The sequence below is a fragment of the Campylobacter showae genome, assembly GCF_900573985.1.
In the GTDB taxonomy this organism is placed as follows: domain Bacteria; phylum Campylobacterota; class Campylobacteria; order Campylobacterales; family Campylobacteraceae; genus Campylobacter_A; species Campylobacter_A showae_E.
Genome location: NZ_UWOK01000002.1, coordinates 253,354 through 269,021, shown reverse-complemented (window position 1 = coordinate 269,021; position 15,668 = coordinate 253,354). Strand labels below are relative to the sequence as shown.

The window sequence follows — 15,668 nt, the reverse complement described above, 5'->3', positions numbered from 1 at the left end:
CCCAAAAGTAGTCCGAGTTTTTCTTGAATTTCTCCTAACTCCTCTTGCGTTATCTTTCCGTTCCTACAAATCTATCAAATACTATAAATAGCTATAATAATCTATAAATAGAATTCTTGTTGTATTCCTACTTCAACCTTGCTGGTTGCTATTTGATTTATTGCTAAATCATCTAACAGAGCCGTCAAGTCCATAGGCGTAAATTCGGACTGAACTAATCCTACTGATTTATTTACGAATTTGTGTAAATTTATGCTTGCATTAATATCTCTATCTATAATATTTCCGCAATTACTACATTTATACACTCTATCTTTTAAAGTTAAGTCTTGTTTTATGCTTCCGCAATTGCCACAAGTTTTTGAACTTGGATAAAAATTACCCACTCTATAAATTTGCCCTTGCTGGTAACTTGCCTTATATTCAAGTTGTCTATTAAACTCGTAAAAACTAACGTCGGCTAGACTTTTTGCTAATTTATGGTTTCTCATCATACCTTGCGTATTTAAGCTTTCAAGTCCTACGTAAGTAAAATTTCTTACTATTAAACTTGATAATTTGTGTAAAAAATCAGATCTTATGTTTGAAATTTTAGAGTGTAGTTTATTAAGTTTTTGCGATGCTTTTAAATAGTTATTCGACTTTTTTATGCCTTGTAATGCTTCTTGCTTGGTTTTTGCGTGAAGTTTGCGACTTAATTGCCTTGAACGTTTAACTAAAAGCCTATTAAACTTATCTAATGGCTTAGGTGCTTTTATTTGTAAGCCATTAGATAAGCTAATAAATTCCTTTATCCCTAAATCAATCCCTACTACATCATCATTACAATTTACGTTTATCTTGTGCGTATCATTATATTCGTCCTTGGTTATTTGCAAACTAAAAGAAGCATAAAATTTATTAGCTTTGCAAGAAATGGTTACAGAGTTTATCTTACCATTAAATCTAATCGCTTCTCTCATTTTTACTAACCCATAGTTTGGCAATTTAAGATATTTATTATCCTTGATAACTACTTGATCACCGCCGATATAATATGAGCCAAAATTCTCTTTTTTCTTTTTGAATTTTGGGTAACTTAATTTACCTTGTTTTAAATCTTTAAAAAACTTATTAAACGCTAAATTTAGATTAACAAATGGTTGCTGGGTAGCATATTTACTCACTTCATAGACAAACGGATACTGCTCTTTTTTAATGGCATTAAATTCTTTTTTAAGTTCTAAGTGAGACTTTTTAATGCCTTGTTTATAATACCCTTGCCATTTAGCTAATCCCCAGTTATATGCAAGACGAGAGCAACCAAAAGCTTTTTTAAAATGAGTAATAGCTTTATTATTTGGGATTAATTCTATTTTATGGCTTATAGTTAGAAGTTCATCCTCTTTGCTAGGTGCTATTTGACTATTCGCTGACATTATTGTTAACTATCTCTTTTCGTTTCGCTTTCGCTCACATCACTGCAAAGCAGAAGCATTTCGTCAAGTAGCTTTTTATTTTTCTTTGAGCGTGAGCCATAAAGACGAGCTGAAAAGACCGTGATGATTTCTAAAACGTCTTTAGCTAACTCTTCTTCAAATTTAACACTCTCTTCGCCCTTATTTATTATAATTACTTCAACCTCTTTAGCTTCGCAAATAGAAAAAACAAGCTCTGCTCCAAATCTTAATAATCTATCTTTGTGAGTTAAAACAAGTCTTTTTACCTTGCCGTCTAATATCAAATTTAAAAGCTTTGTTAGACCTTTTTTGTAATAGTTCATTCCAGAACCTAAATCCTGAATAATCTCATAATCAAAGCCTTGTTTAGAACAATACAGTTCTAAAATTTGAACTTGACGGATTAAGTCATCTTTTTGATCGTGAGATGAAACTCTTGCATAGGCGATTGTTTTTAGATTGTCGTTACGAAATACTATATTGCGATTTATATTTTTAAGCGTTTCTAGTTTATATCTGCGCTCTCCGCCACGAGTAAGCTCATCAGGCTTTAACAAGCCCTTTTTATCCCAATTTCTAAGAGTTTGAATAGTAACGCCAAGAGCATTACTTGCCTGTCCGATAGATAATAATTTATTCATAAGGTAAGTATATCAAATTTGAATTTGGTTGTCAAGATAAATATATAAAAAAATTACATTATTTTATATATTTTTATAGAATTAATTTAATTGAGACTAGCCCTTATACTTAGCGTTTCTAGCCCGCCAGTCTAGGCTTTTTACGTGATCGGCTAGCGCAACGCCATCTTTTTCACTGCTAATGGCAACCTCAAACGGATAGTTTTTTTACTTTCGCGGTTAGCGGCACGCAGATAAGCAGACTCGTTTTTTCGTTGTAGGCTTTGGGCGTTAATACGGCGGCCGGACGGCATTTGGCTTGCTCATGTCCGGCTTGGGAATCAAGTCTATCCATATTACATCTGCGGCGTCTGGCGTATAGCTCATATTATTTCATTACCTATAGCAGCGCCGGTAATCGCTTCACTGTGTAGATTATCCGGTTTTATAGCTTTTAGCAGTTCGGTAAGCCTATCTTTTTTGTCGTCTATCGGCTCCATTACCGCTTTACCGTTTTCTACTTTGATCTCTAGCTTATTGCCGCAACCTATACCGAGTTCATGCAATATAGAATTTGGAATTCTTAGCCCCACGCTATTGCCCCATTTATTAAGCGCTACTTGCATTTTTATTCCTTTTAATTTGCCCATGATTATACAGCGTATGTCTTAAAAGGTTTTAAAATTTTAATCGTCAATAGCTCTTGCACTGAAATAAAAACGAGCGGATATATTACTATACGGCGCAAGCTTGGAATTTAAAACGACATAATACGATAAAAATAAAGGATACTCTTGAGCAACCAACCAAGTATATGGATGGGGGGGGGGATTAAGCGTGAGGGGTGGTGGGCAAAACAAGGAGTTCTGAGCCTTGTAGCGCAAAAAATAAACCTATCTATGCCTTAAGGCCGTAGTGTAATCTAGCGCCTAATTTTACAAGCTTTGCCTTTTTCTTGGTTTTTATGCAATTACAAGCTTTTATTATGCAGTCTCTCCTTAAATCATCTAGTGACTAAAGGGCGTTGGATTTCTTGTTTTATTTATGGTTAAAATTTTTAGAAGCTCAGATACCAAAAATGTAGGAGATTTGAAGACAAGATACTAAAATCGTATAATATATACCCCAAAAAGTCACACACGCTCTTGCTACTCTTTTAGTTCTCTTTGCCGCCTTTCCTATTTCTAATATCGGCTTTAGTCTTTGGCTCTACTGACACATAGCCTGAATATTGTCTGTGCATAAAACCATTCGATTCCATAAATTTTTTATGTCTGCGTAAGGTTTTTTGGTATTTCCTTTACCAAACAGTTCCTCTAAGGTATTCGTTGATAAGTCAAAGTTAATAGCTTTTCGTGTGGTTACCCTATCTTCACTCATTTCCAAACTCCGAATTTGCTACCAATTATACTCTTGTTTCCTTCTTTCTGGCTAATCCAAATCCATTCTTTGACATTTTTGGTTAGCCATTCCTTTTCTATTGCATTGTCATAAATAAAAATCCCAAGATTTGCCAAATCGTTTTCGTTCCCTTTTGCGTGGAATGTATTTTTATCTATCCTAATCAAATCACACTGTTTTCCAAGCTCGTCCAAGTATTCATACATTGCCGACAGATTATATTTTTTCTCTCGTAAAACCTTCTCTTCGTCTATCACTATTTTTGTGCCTAGTAATGGGTATGCCATAGTTTTTTCCTTTCATGGTTCTATATTTTATTATTAAATTCTAGCTTTACTAGCAAATTTATTAAGTTATTATATATGTGCCGCAGGTTTTATTTCCTCATTATTTTTTTATAGTAGTTAAAAGTCCTTTTATCTATCTCGCCAAGTAAAAACGAAAGTTCTATGTCGTCCTTTTCCAAAAAACCATAGTATTTAAAATCGCTTTTGACCATAGGGCAATATATAGTGCTATGTTTAAATCTTAAGATTTTTAGCAATCTTTCATTTATCCTTGTGTCAATTTTTACTCCAAAGAAGTTCTCTGCCATTTGCCTAATTTCGCAATTCTTTAAACGACCTTTTCTATTGTGTTCAAAAGCTAATCGGTATAGGCGTCTTAAAAAAGTATCCGAATTTAAATCTATGATTTTCTTTTCTATGCAAACAAGGTCATTCTCTTTTAAAAACTCGCTCACAGAAATATCTTGGTAAATGTGTTTTGTGTTTTTGATAATTTCTTTTAACTTGTCGTAATCTAAATTTTCTTTTTTTCTTCGGACTGCAAGCTTCTCATAAAAAGTATGTTTAGGTATGGCTTTTATGGTTTTCATATGACTATTCTACTTAACTGAATATAAAACTATGTTTAGTTAGAATGTATTCATTAGTCGAAAAATAAAACAAACCTTAAAAAAAGCGAACTTCCACTTTAACTGCCTGTTTTGCTTAAATAATACACTCAAAAACCGATTTTAGGCTATTAATATTTTATTTTTAAGTTTCAATTTATATATAAAACAATTACCTCCTACTAGCGATCCTTTATAATATTATAAGAATCTCGTATAGAGACGAAGGAGCGTTATTTTTAATTAAATAGCGCTTTCGATGGTTAGTTTAGTGTCTAAAAATGTAAAAAATCAAAACGTAATATAAATAGCAGCAGTCTAGTTATGGTTAGTAATACCCACAATATCGTTATTTTTACTTTCGGTATCTGGGTTAAATCTCAGTATTGCCCCCTGTTCATCGGCAGCATTTAAATTTATATTTTTTATATCATGATAAATTCGCCTTATGCGGTAGTGTGGATATAAATTTTAAATTAGTTTATTTTTGGAACTGTATCGCAACTTAGTGAGTATATTTGGTAAATGTGATAAAATTTCAAAAAAAAGAACAAAAAAAGTGCACAGTCATAATACAAAAAACCTACTAAACATTTTGGTGCTACTGGAATGCAAAAGCAAGTATCTCAAAAATGCAACAGCAGTTAACTTAAAATTAACCCAAACGCATTTCGAACGTAACTGAAAAATAACTGTAAAGCAACCAAAAATATACTTAAATATGTGCTTAATTACAACCATTACTAACTTTGGTAGCATGCGTTGCCTAACGCATGCTACCAGATGACGGCTACGAGATTGGCGATATTACTATTGGTTCCGCGTGGTAGTTTCGTATTTGTACACAAACAAAAAATTGTAAAGTATTTGGCGTAGCCAAGGTTCTAGGTTGAAGCCAAAAACGTAGAGTAGGTCAAGCGGATGTACTCGAGTGCGTTATGTATGATACGGCACTATATTTACTCAACATCAAGCACTGATGTTGATAAAGCTACGCCAGAACGGCTAATGTGCCGTGGCAACCTTTAAAAAGTGAATTAAAAAACGGTAGAGAGCTTATGCTATTTTGCGCCAAATCCGATAGCATTGATGTAAAGTCGGCTTGGAATTCACTAGTAAGCTCTATGGGTAAACACTCGATATTTTATCATCTAGCTTATATTTGGATACGTTTTTAGTCAAAATCGTTAATTAAAAATCCGTTAGAGGCTACACCGCAAAATCCCTCATAGGTTAGATCGTTTGTTTTTCATATCTATTTGCCTTAACAAATGCTGTTTTTAGGCGTATTATTGAATATTTTTCCGGTTTGCGATAAAATACCCTAAAAAGCAATCAAGGATGCTTTGTGCCTATAACCCCTAGAAACCATACGAATTTCAAAGAAGATTTAATAGAGCTTATAAAACTACGATACGAAGACTCCGTCGATACAAATAATATCTTTTTTCTAAAGGACAAACCGTTTATAGGCTACGGCTTTAGTCTAAAAGACGATATCGATACGATATGCGATCAAATTTATGGGAAAGAGAAAAACAAGGAGCTTATCGGTGCGGTAAAAAAAGCCATAGCAGACTTTAAGCCGGACGAAACAAAATTGGAATCGGAAAACGCCGCCTTGCTTTATGAAAATATAAATAAAGCCGCAGAGGACTCAAAAACGACCTCAAAATCTCCGGCTAAAAAACAGACGTCAAGCTCGAATTCAGATAAATCTCTCTCGTCCTCTTCGTCTAAAAACTCGCATCTTCAGACTGGTGAAGCCAAAAACTCTTTGCCGGAGTTTAAATTTACCTCCGAGGATCAAAAATGCTTTATCCTTGAGCAAAAGCTAAAACCCCTCGTCCGGGAGATAAATGAAAAGCTAAGCGGCTCTCCTCTTGGAAAATTAGGAGAAGTTGCGCTTGCCGCCTCTAGCAATAACCAAGCCGCCTTGCTTAGCGGGCAATCAAGAGCTCCTAGCAAAGAACACGTAGCTCTTTTAGCACTTCTTTATCTTAGCGATAAAAAAGAACTAAATGCGTCTTTGGTAACTTACATCAAGAGTAAAAGTCGTTTTAGAGCTTGGTACTGGCTAGCTTATGAAAGCTTTGATGGAAAAAGGGGCGATAAATTCAATAAAATAAGAGAGAGGATTTCAACCAGATTCGGTCTTTTTGAGTATGACGCATATAATGAAAATTTAAACAACCTATCTTCTTCTTTAGGCAACCAAGCCGACTTTAGCGCTTCAAATTTAACTCCGGTCGGTACGGAGCATATCGGCTTTAGCGAGTGTATAGACGTATTTAGCCATTTAAACGTAACAAAGATAAAATATCCCAAAAAAGACGAAGGAGACAAAGAAGGCGTAGAAGAAGCCACATGTCTAGAGTTTATAAAAACCTACGAGACAAATAAATTAAAGCCAAATACGGCCGGTAGCGTCGCGCCTAATTTAAATAACGGCTCCTCAAATAAAAACTTAAGCTCAGAAAAACAAGATCCGAGCTTAAGCAAATCCGGCGCAGAACCGGGCGACGCATCCACCTCAAAACAAGAAGCACTGTTTAAACCTTTTGCAGACAAGCTAAATTCTCTCTTAAGCTCTCATACCTCTAAAACCTTTAGCTTAGAAAACATCTACTGCATAAACCTAACCCTAGCAGCCGGGTCTAACGCTTCAAGGATAAACAAGCTCTTAAGAAAAAGAGAAGAAGAGCTATATAAACAAGAAAATATACTCATACTTTGCCCTATTAAGACCGCTACTCCTATTAAAATTTTCCAACCCAAAAAGAGCAACTTTACCATAGTGCTAGCTAGCCAAACCCCGTTTGATTGTAGCGAGCTAAATCCAAAAGAGCTAAATCCAAGCAGGGCTAACTACGGTAAGGTAAATTTATGCGAGCTACTACTTACGGATTTTATATTTAATCCCTATGAAAACTCAAATACCGATCATACCGCCCAAAGTCCAAGCGTCTCTACTACCGAAGAGATAAAATTTAAAAACGCTAAAACAAGCAGCGAGTCCCTTGATCCTTTTACGGGTAAATTTGCTTCAAGCGATACGGTAACTCTTTACCGAAGCGAAGATAGTGGCTATAATGAAAACAAAAGCGAAGCAAACGGTAAAGAAGACAAAAATTCTTCAAACGATAAAACCAAACCGAAAAACCCGTACTTTACGTCTATTAGAAGGGATGAAGAAGAGATAGAGTATAAGCTAAAAGAGGGCATGATAGAGATTGGTTGCTTTAAACAAAGCGGCAACCTCGGTTCTAACGACTCAAATTTAGTCTCAAATCAAACCTCGTCCCATAGTCCTAACTATCTAAATTTCACCCTCCTAAATTTCGCTAAGGAAAACAACTTTACCCTTAGAGACGATAAGGCTTCAGCTATGTTTGATATGAAGCTTCTTCTTGCTTACGGAAACGAAGCTATGCCTACTTCTTACTCAAACTCAAACTTCGCCCTTACCTTGCAAGATCTCATCATCGAAAACGAAAACGGAGAAGCTACCGATATAGATAAGGTATATCTTCATAACTGCTCTAATAAAACGGCATATGAAAGCTCGTCTTTGGTAAAAAACCAAGACTCCTTATTTAAAAACTCATATACGGCTAAATTTAATATCCCCATAGATAAAGATAACAAAAAAGATACCAAGCTCATAATATATTCAAACGACCTAAGTAAAACCCATACTACCAAAGATATACATAAACGCTCGGATACTGCAGTAATATCTCTAAGCTATAAAGATAAGAATAGCCAAAGCTTTTGCTACCTAAGAAAAACCTCTCTAAGGGATATAACTAGTAACATAATAAACGTTATCTCAGATAACGAGTATCCGTTTAAAACAAATGAAGACATAACCCTAAAAGCCATATACAAACAAGAAGAAAAAGACGAGCAAGGAAACGATAACAAAAAGTATAAAGAGGTAGTATGGGGATATAAGGTAATAAAGAGCATAGAGTATAACGAAGTATCTAAATCAAATCCTAAAGACGTCATACCCCTAAAGAATAAAAAAGACAAACAAAGTAACGAAGGGCAAGATAATAAATCAAACAAAGAAGACGGTCTAATAAAAGGTAAAGAAATAACGATCCAAATATCAAAGGTAGTAACCAAAGACGACCTAGCAAAGCTAAAACAAGGAGGACATAGTATAATATTCTTTGCCGCTCTTAAAGATAAAGAGAAGAAAGACGAAGAAAACAAAGGCAAAGACGATAAAGGCAAGCAAACAAACAAAAACAATCAACAAAACGATAAGTCCAAAGATACGAATGAAGCTAAATTCCAGTTTAATACAAACTACGGTAAGACTCATATGAGGGTGGATATAAAGATACCTCTATATATCAAATTTAAAGACGATAGAGTACTCATATATGAGTTTGAGCATGCTATAAAAGAAAAGTCATTTAAAGCTAGCCTAAGACATGATGACGTCTTAGTAAATAAAAACAAAGAAGAGAGTAAAAACATAAAAGACGGATACTACTACATAAATAAAAATATAGATCAAGTACAGGATATAAAGATATATGAGGACGATAAACTAAGTAAAGAGTTAAAAAGCGATGAGAAGACAAATAAGAACTATCAAATTTATATAGACGAAGAAAATCCGTCAAATATTCAAAACCAAAGCAATACAAACATACTCCAATCCCAAACAGATCAAACAAACATAAACCAAGATACCAAATACGGCATCAATCTACTAAGCAAAGACAATATGGATAAATTCATAAGCTCGTTTAACGACTCAAAGAGTCTAACCAGAGTAGATAAGGGTATGTGGGAAGATGGGGATGAGGGGGTAAAGGTTTTAATAGATATAAAAGACTATCCTTTTACGCTAAGTATGTTAAAGCAGGTATTTACCGATATAAAAGCAGATCAAGAATATATCCTGCAAGAGATGGTAGATGAGCTAAACAGAAGAGACGCGGACGGAGTACAGATGTATATCAAATATAAGCTTGATACTAGACATAGGCTGGAGCATTTCTTTGGGCAGTGCGTGGTAGAGGTAGGAAGTAGTTTCCACGAACTAACGGAGAGTTTAAACTATAGCGCGAAAGGTCTTATGAGTTTTTCTTACTTTAAAAATCATCCGGATGAAGCTGAGCAATATGGCAGAAAGGAAAAATTTGAAGGAAAGAAAAAAATAATTACTCAAAAAGCTAATCAGGAAATAATAGCCAATATTATATATGCCGATGAAAATAGAGGAGAAGGATATAAATTAGGCAATACCCAAGAAGGCGACGGCTGGAAGTATAGAGGTAGAGGAATGATACAAATAACGGGTAGAAGAATATATAACGATTTTAATGAATACGCACATAAAATGAAATTGGTAGATGATGAAGTAAATTTCGTAGACAAACCGCAACTAATAGCCGAAAATATAACCTATGCTTTTATGTCGGCTGCATTTTTTTGGATATATAAATATAAAAGACTTTATGATATAGCAGACGAAAGTAAATCGGATTCAGACAATGAGAGCGTAGTAAATAAGATAACAAATAGAATAAATGGGGGCACAAGCAAAGAAAATAGAACAGAAAGAGTAAATTCTTATAAACGCATAAGAGAAGCAAATATATTTAAAAAATTTAAATAAAAGGATAAGAGATGAAATTTAAAATTTTACTACTAGCATTAGTATGTATAGGGCAAAATTTATATCCATTCGAGCCTTTAATGCCTGGTAAGGCTAGTGAAAAAGCTAGTGATGATTATGAGCAAGTTAATGGCGGTGTTTCATTTGACGGAGACTACCTAACTAACTACTATGGCACTAAGATACCTCCCAGCTTTAAATGCTATGATGACAAAGGAAAATATAAATTTAAAGAGTACTCTTTAGAAGACTTTATATGCCAGTCAAGAACCACCGCCTTTAGAGATAACTACTTTAGCGATCTTTATAATCTAATCATTAAAGAAAATCTTAAGCTAAAAGATAAAGCCCAAAAGATAGCCAGAGAGAGGATAGCTAAAACTCAAAAAGAGTGTATAAATGAGTACTCTAAAGATTTTAGGGTGCAGTTTAAAGATAATTTTAGTATATCAGGCGCTATTCATTGCACTAGATCATACTATAGAAGCTATACGGCTAAACTAGCCTTAATGCTTTATAAAAACGATCAAGAGCTGTTTGAGAGAATTTACGATGAAGACTATGAGTATTTTAAAGAGGTATTTGAAGATACCTTAAAGTATGTGCCTATACTTTATTCCGAAGTAGGATTAAATGACATTAAAAAGACGGACGATAAGCCTTATGCCGAGTTTTTAAGAAAATATGATAACTATACCGGTGATTTTGATAGATACAAAATACATGATCTACTCTATATAGTATTGGTTCAATACTCCCTAATAGACGAAAATGGTCATCTAGTGTTGCCTGAGGATAGAAAGGAAGAAGAGGAGTAGTATGCCTACTTCTTACTCAAACTCAAACTTCGCCCTTACCTTGCAAGATCTCATCATCGAAAACGAAAACGGAGAAGCTACCGATATAGATAAGGTATATCTTCATAACTGCTCTAATAAAACGGCATATGAAAGCTCGTCTTTGGTAAAAAACCAAGACTCCTTATTTAAAAACTCATATACGGCTAAATTTAATATCCCCATAGATAAAGATAACAAAAAAGATACCAAGCTCATAATATATTCAAACGACCTAAGTAAAACCCATACTACCAAAGATATACATAAACGCTCGGATACTGCAGTAATATCTCTAAGCTATAAAGATAAGAATAGCCAAAGCTTTTGCTACCTAAGAAAAACCTCTCTAAGGGATATAACTAGTAACATAATAAACGTTATCTCAGATAACGAGTATCCGTTTAAAACAAATGAAGACATAACCCTAAAAGCCATATACAAACAAGAAGAAAAAGACGAGCAAGGAAACGATAACAAAAAGTATAAAGAGGTAGTATGGGGATATAAGGTAATAAAGAGCATAGAGTATAACGAAGTATCTAAATCAAATCCTAAAGACGTCATACCCCTAAAGAATAAAAAAGACAAACAAAGTAACGAAGGGCAAGATAATAAATCAAACAAAGAAGACGGTCTAATAAAAGGTAAAGAAATAACGATCCAAATATCAAAGGTAGTAACCAAAGACGACCTAGCAAAGCTAAAACAAGGAGGACATAGTATAATATTCTTTGCCGCTCTTAAAGATAAAGAGAAGAAAGACGAAGAAAACAAAGGCAAAGACGATAAAGGCAAGCAAACAAACAAAAACAATCAACAAAACGATAAGTCCAAAGATACGAATGAAGCTAAATTCCAGTTTAATACAAACTACGGTAAGACTCATATGAGGGTGGATATAAATAAAGAGGATGAAAACTATAACGTCTTAAGAATAGAAACCAAAGACGATAGCGGCGACTATATAGAGATACTAGTTCCTAAGGATGAAATTTTATTTAATATAGAAGACGAAGATCCGCCTTTAGAGGATGATTTCTTTGCTCTTCCCGGCGCTGCGAGATTTGCGCAAAAAAACGCACCAAAGATAGTTAAGTACGTAAAAGATACAAGGCTGTTTAAGAGTTTAACTAGGGAAGAGATAGTGGGGATATTTAGGAGATTAGAGATTGGTGGAAGTGCCAGAAATATAAATTCTTCAGTAAGACTTGTTGATAATAAAAAAGAATTGGATTTGCTTTGGATAAGAATCTCCAAAGGATCTAAATTTATAGAAAAAAGATCAGTCCCCATAACAAACAAAAAAACCAAAATTACAACCAAAGAGGATATTACAATGCATAAACTGGATGACGGAAAGACTATTATAAAATATAGAACAGGGTCAAAGAGTGGCGGAGAAACGATAGAGATGGACGCTATAGGCAAGGGCAAAGGAATAGAACATGACTGGAAAGTACATATAAAAGGATGGGAACCAAAATGAAGGGAAAGAAAATAAAAACAGCCAAGATGATATGCGAATTGAATGATCAGGTTTTTAATGAATGTGATGAAATATTTGAAAAAGAAGTTGTGAGCGTATTTCTGGATGCTATACCAAATGCCACAAAAGCTAATATTTTGGAACTTATGGAATACTATTTTCTTCAGTCTATAACAATGTTTGCCAGGCATGAATCGGACGAAATGATGCCCCACTTGTCAGAAAACGAAAGCAACTACGACATAGACTCCCCAGAGCCAACCTACATAAGCGAATACATAGGTATAGTAGGAAATCTTTTTCTAGCCGGATACATAGACTTCTTATGCGACTATGACGACGATTATAAACAAACGGATTATCCTACAAATTTGTCTTACTACGGAAATTCCAAATACGAAGCTTGGGTGTATTTTAGAGATAACTTTTTTTATAAAAAAAGGTTCGATAGAACTGACGAAGAAAACGACAATCATCCGGACTGGTTTGCCACCTTCTACTTTGCTACCTCTTGGGATAAGCCTGAAGACTGGAGTGGAAAAAATATAGTAGTAGCTGTAACGGAAAAAGGCAAACTATATCTCAATGAAACTCTGGCTCCTAAATTTTACGAAAAGTATAAAGACGTAGAGATCTATCTTGACGATGAAGGCAATATAATAGGAAGCAATGCGGATACTGCGATAAAAGCCTAAACCCAAATAATGTAAAGATAATATGGATAAATTCATAAGCTCGTTTAACGACTCAAAGAGTCTAACCAGAGTAGATAAGGGTATGTGGGTGGATGGGGATGAGGGGGGTTGGGGTTGATTTAAAAACAGACAGTAAAATTGCTTGGGGTAAAAAAGTTTCTTTAGAATTTAAGGAAAAAGTTATAGAAATATGTATAAATTTAAAAATAAATCCTCATTTTTTGATGTCATGTATGGCTTTTGAGACAGGTGAGACTTTTTCAGCTAGTATAAAAAATCCAGTTGCTAGTGCTATAGGACTTATACAATTTTTAGAAACAACAGCAGCTGGCTTAGGTACAACTACATCAAAACTAGCAAATATGTCTGAAGTTGAACAACTTGAATATGTTGAAAAATATTTTATGCCCTATGCTGGAAAAATTGAAACCATAGAGGACATTTATATGGCAATTATTTATCCAAAAGCTATTGGTAAATCGAATGATTACGTATTATTTAGTTCTAGTAGTTCTAGCTATATAGCAAATAAAGGATTAGACAAAAACATGGATGGAAGCATTACAAAAGAGGAAGCTGCAGCAAAAGTTAAGGAAAAATTAGAAAAGGGTCTGAAAAATGGCTATAAAGGTTAATTTTATGAAAAAACTTTTATTTTTATCACTACTTTTTATCGTATTTTCTAATGCTCAAAACTTAAGTATAGAAACGTACAGCAAGGACAACAAATGCTCCATAAGCATAAATGATGAAGAAACTTATAGCAGAGAGTGCGAATATGAGCTTGAACCAAATTTGGTCTTTTATACCAAATTTAATCGAAGTGAAGTGTGGATATTTCAAGACATACAAAACTATTCAGCCTGCAGTAGACATGGACCTTTGAGAATTTTTGAAAAGAAAGAGGACAATAATGTTAAATTTCAAGGCGAGATAGATTGGTGTGCGAGTGTGCCATTTTTCGAAGTCACCAATGAAGGCATCTTAATAATAGACAAACCACACAAAAATGCACTAATCAACAATGGCGATCCAAATTTTAAAAGCAGTGGAAAACTATCAGATAAAAGAAAATATAAATTTGAGAATGGAAAGATCAAAAAGATATAGTTTTGCCTTTGTTAAATAGATATAATGCGGTTAAAAAAGAGCGGATAGATATGACAAACAAGATAGTTGTTTTTTATTTTATGGTGCTAGCCTTTATGACACATAATGCCTACGCAAAAGATATAAATTTAACGGGGATTTACAAGAATGAGCCTTGTAATATTTCAATAGAAATAGCAAAAAATACCAATAAAGCGAAGTATTTTTACAAGATAGTGGAGAATAATCAGACAAAATCACAAGGCTATATATCAAGCATAAAAAGCAACGGCGAAGGTGGATTTTACATAAAATTTAAAAAGATTGGCGGAGTGTATGAAAATGGTAGTATAGCCATACAAAACTATGGAAATTCTATGAACGAGTATAATCATTTTGAAGATTGCGATAGTAAATACTTAAAATTTGATAAATGAACCTAATGCCTTTATTTTTTGTTCTAAATAAATTTTTGGAGAAATGATATAAAAACGATACTTTTTATTGTAACTATTTGTAGTGCCTTATTTGCACAAGTTTTTGCATATAAAACAGATATTGTGAGTGCAAATTTGAGCACAAAGCAGATAGCTAAAGATAAGATCAAATTTAGCCTAATCTATAAGAATAAGGCAAATAACGATGCCATAAAAATATCTGGAGTAGCCAAGAATAAAAATATAGATCTTGATCCAGAGACGGACGATGACGAATATGGTGAGAACTAGCCTATTTTGCAAATGAGTATATATATGAAAGTAATGGATGCTACCTGGCGCTACGAATAGATGCAGATGAAAACAAGAGAGCTGTAGTAAATTTTGAAGCGTGTGAGGCGATAAACAAAAATGAAGACTTTCAATAAAATAATTCTTTTCTATCTAACGCTATTTATGTCGATCCCTCTTTTTGCAGAGCAAGCCACCAAGCAGTGCTTTAGTGGGTATCTAGATAGCAAGGCACATTTTATAAGTGAAAATAAGTTTGATAAATTTGATTTTTCTAACATTTTAGCTGACAATCGTATAAAATTTTTGGGTTATATCGGAGCCAATTATCACAGACTACGTATAAATTTTGATAACGTTAAAAAGATATCAAGGTCAAAATATATAGTATCTGGCAACTATAAGATAACCGGAGAAGCTCGCCCATTTAACGGCGAAATTCAAATATCTTAAATAAGAAAATATACAAATTTTAACTACGGTGTTGATGATTTTATGAAAGGCAAAATCAATGCCCAAGGCATAGCTTTAGCGACCTATTTTATAAAAGGCGAAACAGAAAAATTTCAAGCTAAAGGCTGTATGCTAACAAGATGGTACATTGACAACGATGAAAAATTGCTATACGACGATATATCAGAAGATGAGGATTTGTACGCAAATAATTTATTTTGTGGAGAGTGCAAGGTAGGCAAGGTACAAATAAAGCCATGCGCATGGGGTCATTACAGGATACCAAATAGCGGCGATCTTGACATAGGGGCTGGGGAATTTAGTCCGAACCCAAAATATCTTGGCAACGGCTGGAGCGACTTTAATAAAGATGAATAAA

16 protein-coding genes are annotated in these 15,668 nt (G+C 34.1%); 10 read left to right on the top strand and 6 right to left on the bottom strand.

Annotation, left to right across the window (positions count from 1 at the left end):
• Positions 1-101: 101 nt before the first annotated feature.
• The 6 genes from EE116_RS12000 to EE116_RS11975 all read right to left on the bottom strand — a co-directional run bounded on the left by EE116_RS12000 (position 102) and on the right by EE116_RS11975 (position 4,337).
• Positions 102-1,418, bottom strand: a complete 1,317-nt coding sequence (locus tag EE116_RS12000) for an RNA-guided endonuclease InsQ/TnpB family protein (RefSeq protein WP_122874690.1) — start codon at positions 1,416-1,418, stop codon at positions 102-104.
• 5 nt (positions 1,419-1,423) lie between these two features.
• Complete coding sequence (locus EE116_RS11995; protein ID WP_122874689.1) at positions 1,424-2,080, bottom strand: IS607 family transposase; 657 nt, start codon at positions 2,078-2,080, stop codon at positions 1,424-1,426.
• A gap of 190 nt (positions 2,081-2,270) precedes the next feature.
• Positions 2,271-2,414 carry a type II toxin-antitoxin system PemK/MazF family toxin gene (locus tag EE116_RS12905; RefSeq protein ID WP_241091709.1) on the bottom strand — a complete coding sequence of 48 codons (144 nt, stop codon included), beginning with the start codon at positions 2,412-2,414 and terminating at the stop codon, positions 2,271-2,273.
• 28 nt (positions 2,415-2,442) lie between these two features.
• Entirely contained in the window at positions 2,443-2,685 is a 243-nt protein-coding gene (locus EE116_RS11985; protein ID WP_163028087.1) for an AbrB/MazE/SpoVT family DNA-binding domain-containing protein, read from the bottom strand.
• Between the two features lie 750 nt (positions 2,686-3,435).
• Positions 3,436-3,747: a hypothetical protein gene (locus tag EE116_RS11980; RefSeq protein WP_122874687.1), complete on the bottom strand. Its 312-nt coding sequence runs from the start codon at positions 3,745-3,747 to the stop codon at positions 3,436-3,438.
• An 89-nt stretch (positions 3,748-3,836) separates the two neighbouring features.
• Positions 3,837-4,337 (bottom strand): hypothetical protein, encoded by a 501-nt coding sequence (locus EE116_RS11975; RefSeq protein WP_122874686.1) that lies wholly within the window; start codon positions 4,335-4,337, stop codon positions 3,837-3,839.
• 1,366 nt (positions 4,338-5,703) lie between these two features.
• On the opposite strand from EE116_RS11975, the gene EE116_RS11970 reads away from it, so the two are divergent.
• The 10 genes from EE116_RS11970 (at position 5,704) to EE116_RS11930 (ending at position 15,667) form a co-directional block, all read left to right on the top strand.
• A complete protein-coding gene (locus EE116_RS11970; protein ID WP_122874685.1) occupies positions 5,704-9,999 on the top strand; it encodes a glycoside hydrolase family 19 protein in 4,296 nt (1,431 codons plus the stop codon).
• 11 nt (positions 10,000-10,010) lie between these two features.
• Positions 10,011-10,817, top strand: coding sequence for a hypothetical protein (locus tag EE116_RS11965; protein WP_122874684.1), 807 nt, complete (start codon positions 10,011-10,013; stop codon positions 10,815-10,817).
• A gap of 1 nt (position 10,818) precedes the next feature.
• Complete coding sequence (locus EE116_RS11960; protein WP_122874683.1) at positions 10,819-12,324, top strand: hypothetical protein; 1,506 nt, start codon at positions 10,819-10,821, stop codon at positions 12,322-12,324.
• A complete protein-coding gene (locus EE116_RS11955; protein WP_122874715.1) occupies positions 12,321-13,019 on the top strand; it encodes a hypothetical protein in 699 nt (232 codons plus the stop codon). The genes EE116_RS11960 and EE116_RS11955 overlap by 4 nt, the downstream gene beginning before the upstream one ends.
• A gap of 98 nt (positions 13,020-13,117) precedes the next feature.
• On the top strand, positions 13,118-13,654 hold the full coding sequence (locus EE116_RS11950; RefSeq protein WP_206159285.1) for a hypothetical protein: 537 nt from the start codon (positions 13,118-13,120) through the stop codon (positions 13,652-13,654).
• A gap of 4 nt (positions 13,655-13,658) precedes the next feature.
• A complete protein-coding gene (locus EE116_RS11945) occupies positions 13,659-14,129 on the top strand; it encodes a hypothetical protein (protein ID WP_163028086.1) in 471 nt (156 codons plus the stop codon).
• A gap of 2 nt (positions 14,130-14,131) precedes the next feature.
• Positions 14,132-14,545, top strand: coding sequence for a hypothetical protein (locus EE116_RS11940; protein WP_122874681.1), 414 nt, complete (start codon positions 14,132-14,134; stop codon positions 14,543-14,545).
• Positions 14,546-14,668: 123 nt separating this feature from the next.
• Positions 14,669-14,836 (top strand): hypothetical protein, encoded by a 168-nt coding sequence (locus EE116_RS12520; protein WP_163028085.1) that lies wholly within the window; start codon positions 14,669-14,671, stop codon positions 14,834-14,836.
• Between the two features lie 165 nt (positions 14,837-15,001).
• A complete protein-coding gene (locus tag EE116_RS11935; protein ID WP_163028084.1) occupies positions 15,002-15,289 on the top strand; it encodes a hypothetical protein in 288 nt (95 codons plus the stop codon).
• A 42-nt stretch (positions 15,290-15,331) separates the two neighbouring features.
• Positions 15,332-15,667: a hypothetical protein gene (locus tag EE116_RS11930; protein ID WP_122874679.1), complete on the top strand. Its 336-nt coding sequence runs from the start codon at positions 15,332-15,334 to the stop codon at positions 15,665-15,667.
• The last annotated feature ends 1 nt before the right edge of the window (position 15,668 follow it).

Bases quoted from the DNA above. Each gene is read 5' to 3' on its own strand.
- EE116_RS12000 (WP_122874690.1), bottom strand. From the start codon at position 1,418: ATGTCAGCGAATAGTCAAATAGCACCTAGCAAAGAGGATGAACTTCTA.
- EE116_RS11995 (WP_122874689.1), bottom strand. From the start codon at position 2,080: ATGAATAAATTATTATCTATCGGACAGGCAAGTAATGCTCTTGGCGTT.
- EE116_RS12905 (WP_241091709.1), bottom strand. From the start codon at position 2,414: ATGGATAGACTTGATTCCCAAGCCGGACATGAGCAAGCCAAATGCCGT.
- EE116_RS11985 (WP_163028087.1), bottom strand. From the start codon at position 2,685: ATGCAAGTAGCGCTTAATAAATGGGGCAATAGCGTGGGGCTAAGAATT.
- EE116_RS11980 (WP_122874687.1), bottom strand. From the start codon at position 3,747: ATGGCATACCCATTACTAGGCACAAAAATAGTGATAGACGAAGAGAAG.
- EE116_RS11975 (WP_122874686.1), bottom strand. From the start codon at position 4,337: ATGAAAACCATAAAAGCCATACCTAAACATACTTTTTATGAGAAGCTT.
- EE116_RS11965 (WP_122874684.1), top strand. From the start codon at position 10,011: ATGAAATTTAAAATTTTACTACTAGCATTAGTATGTATAGGGCAAAAT.
- EE116_RS11960 (WP_122874683.1), top strand. From the start codon at position 10,819: ATGCCTACTTCTTACTCAAACTCAAACTTCGCCCTTACCTTGCAAGAT.
- EE116_RS11955 (WP_122874715.1), top strand. From the start codon at position 12,321: ATGAAGGGAAAGAAAATAAAAACAGCCAAGATGATATGCGAATTGAAT.
- EE116_RS11950 (WP_206159285.1), top strand. From the start codon at position 13,118: ATGAGGGGGGTTGGGGTTGATTTAAAAACAGACAGTAAAATTGCTTGG.
- EE116_RS11945 (WP_163028086.1), top strand. From the start codon at position 13,659: ATGAAAAAACTTTTATTTTTATCACTACTTTTTATCGTATTTTCTAAT.
- EE116_RS11935 (WP_163028084.1), top strand. From the start codon at position 15,002: ATGTCGATCCCTCTTTTTGCAGAGCAAGCCACCAAGCAGTGCTTTAGT.
- EE116_RS11930 (WP_122874679.1), top strand. From the start codon at position 15,332: ATGAAAGGCAAAATCAATGCCCAAGGCATAGCTTTAGCGACCTATTTT.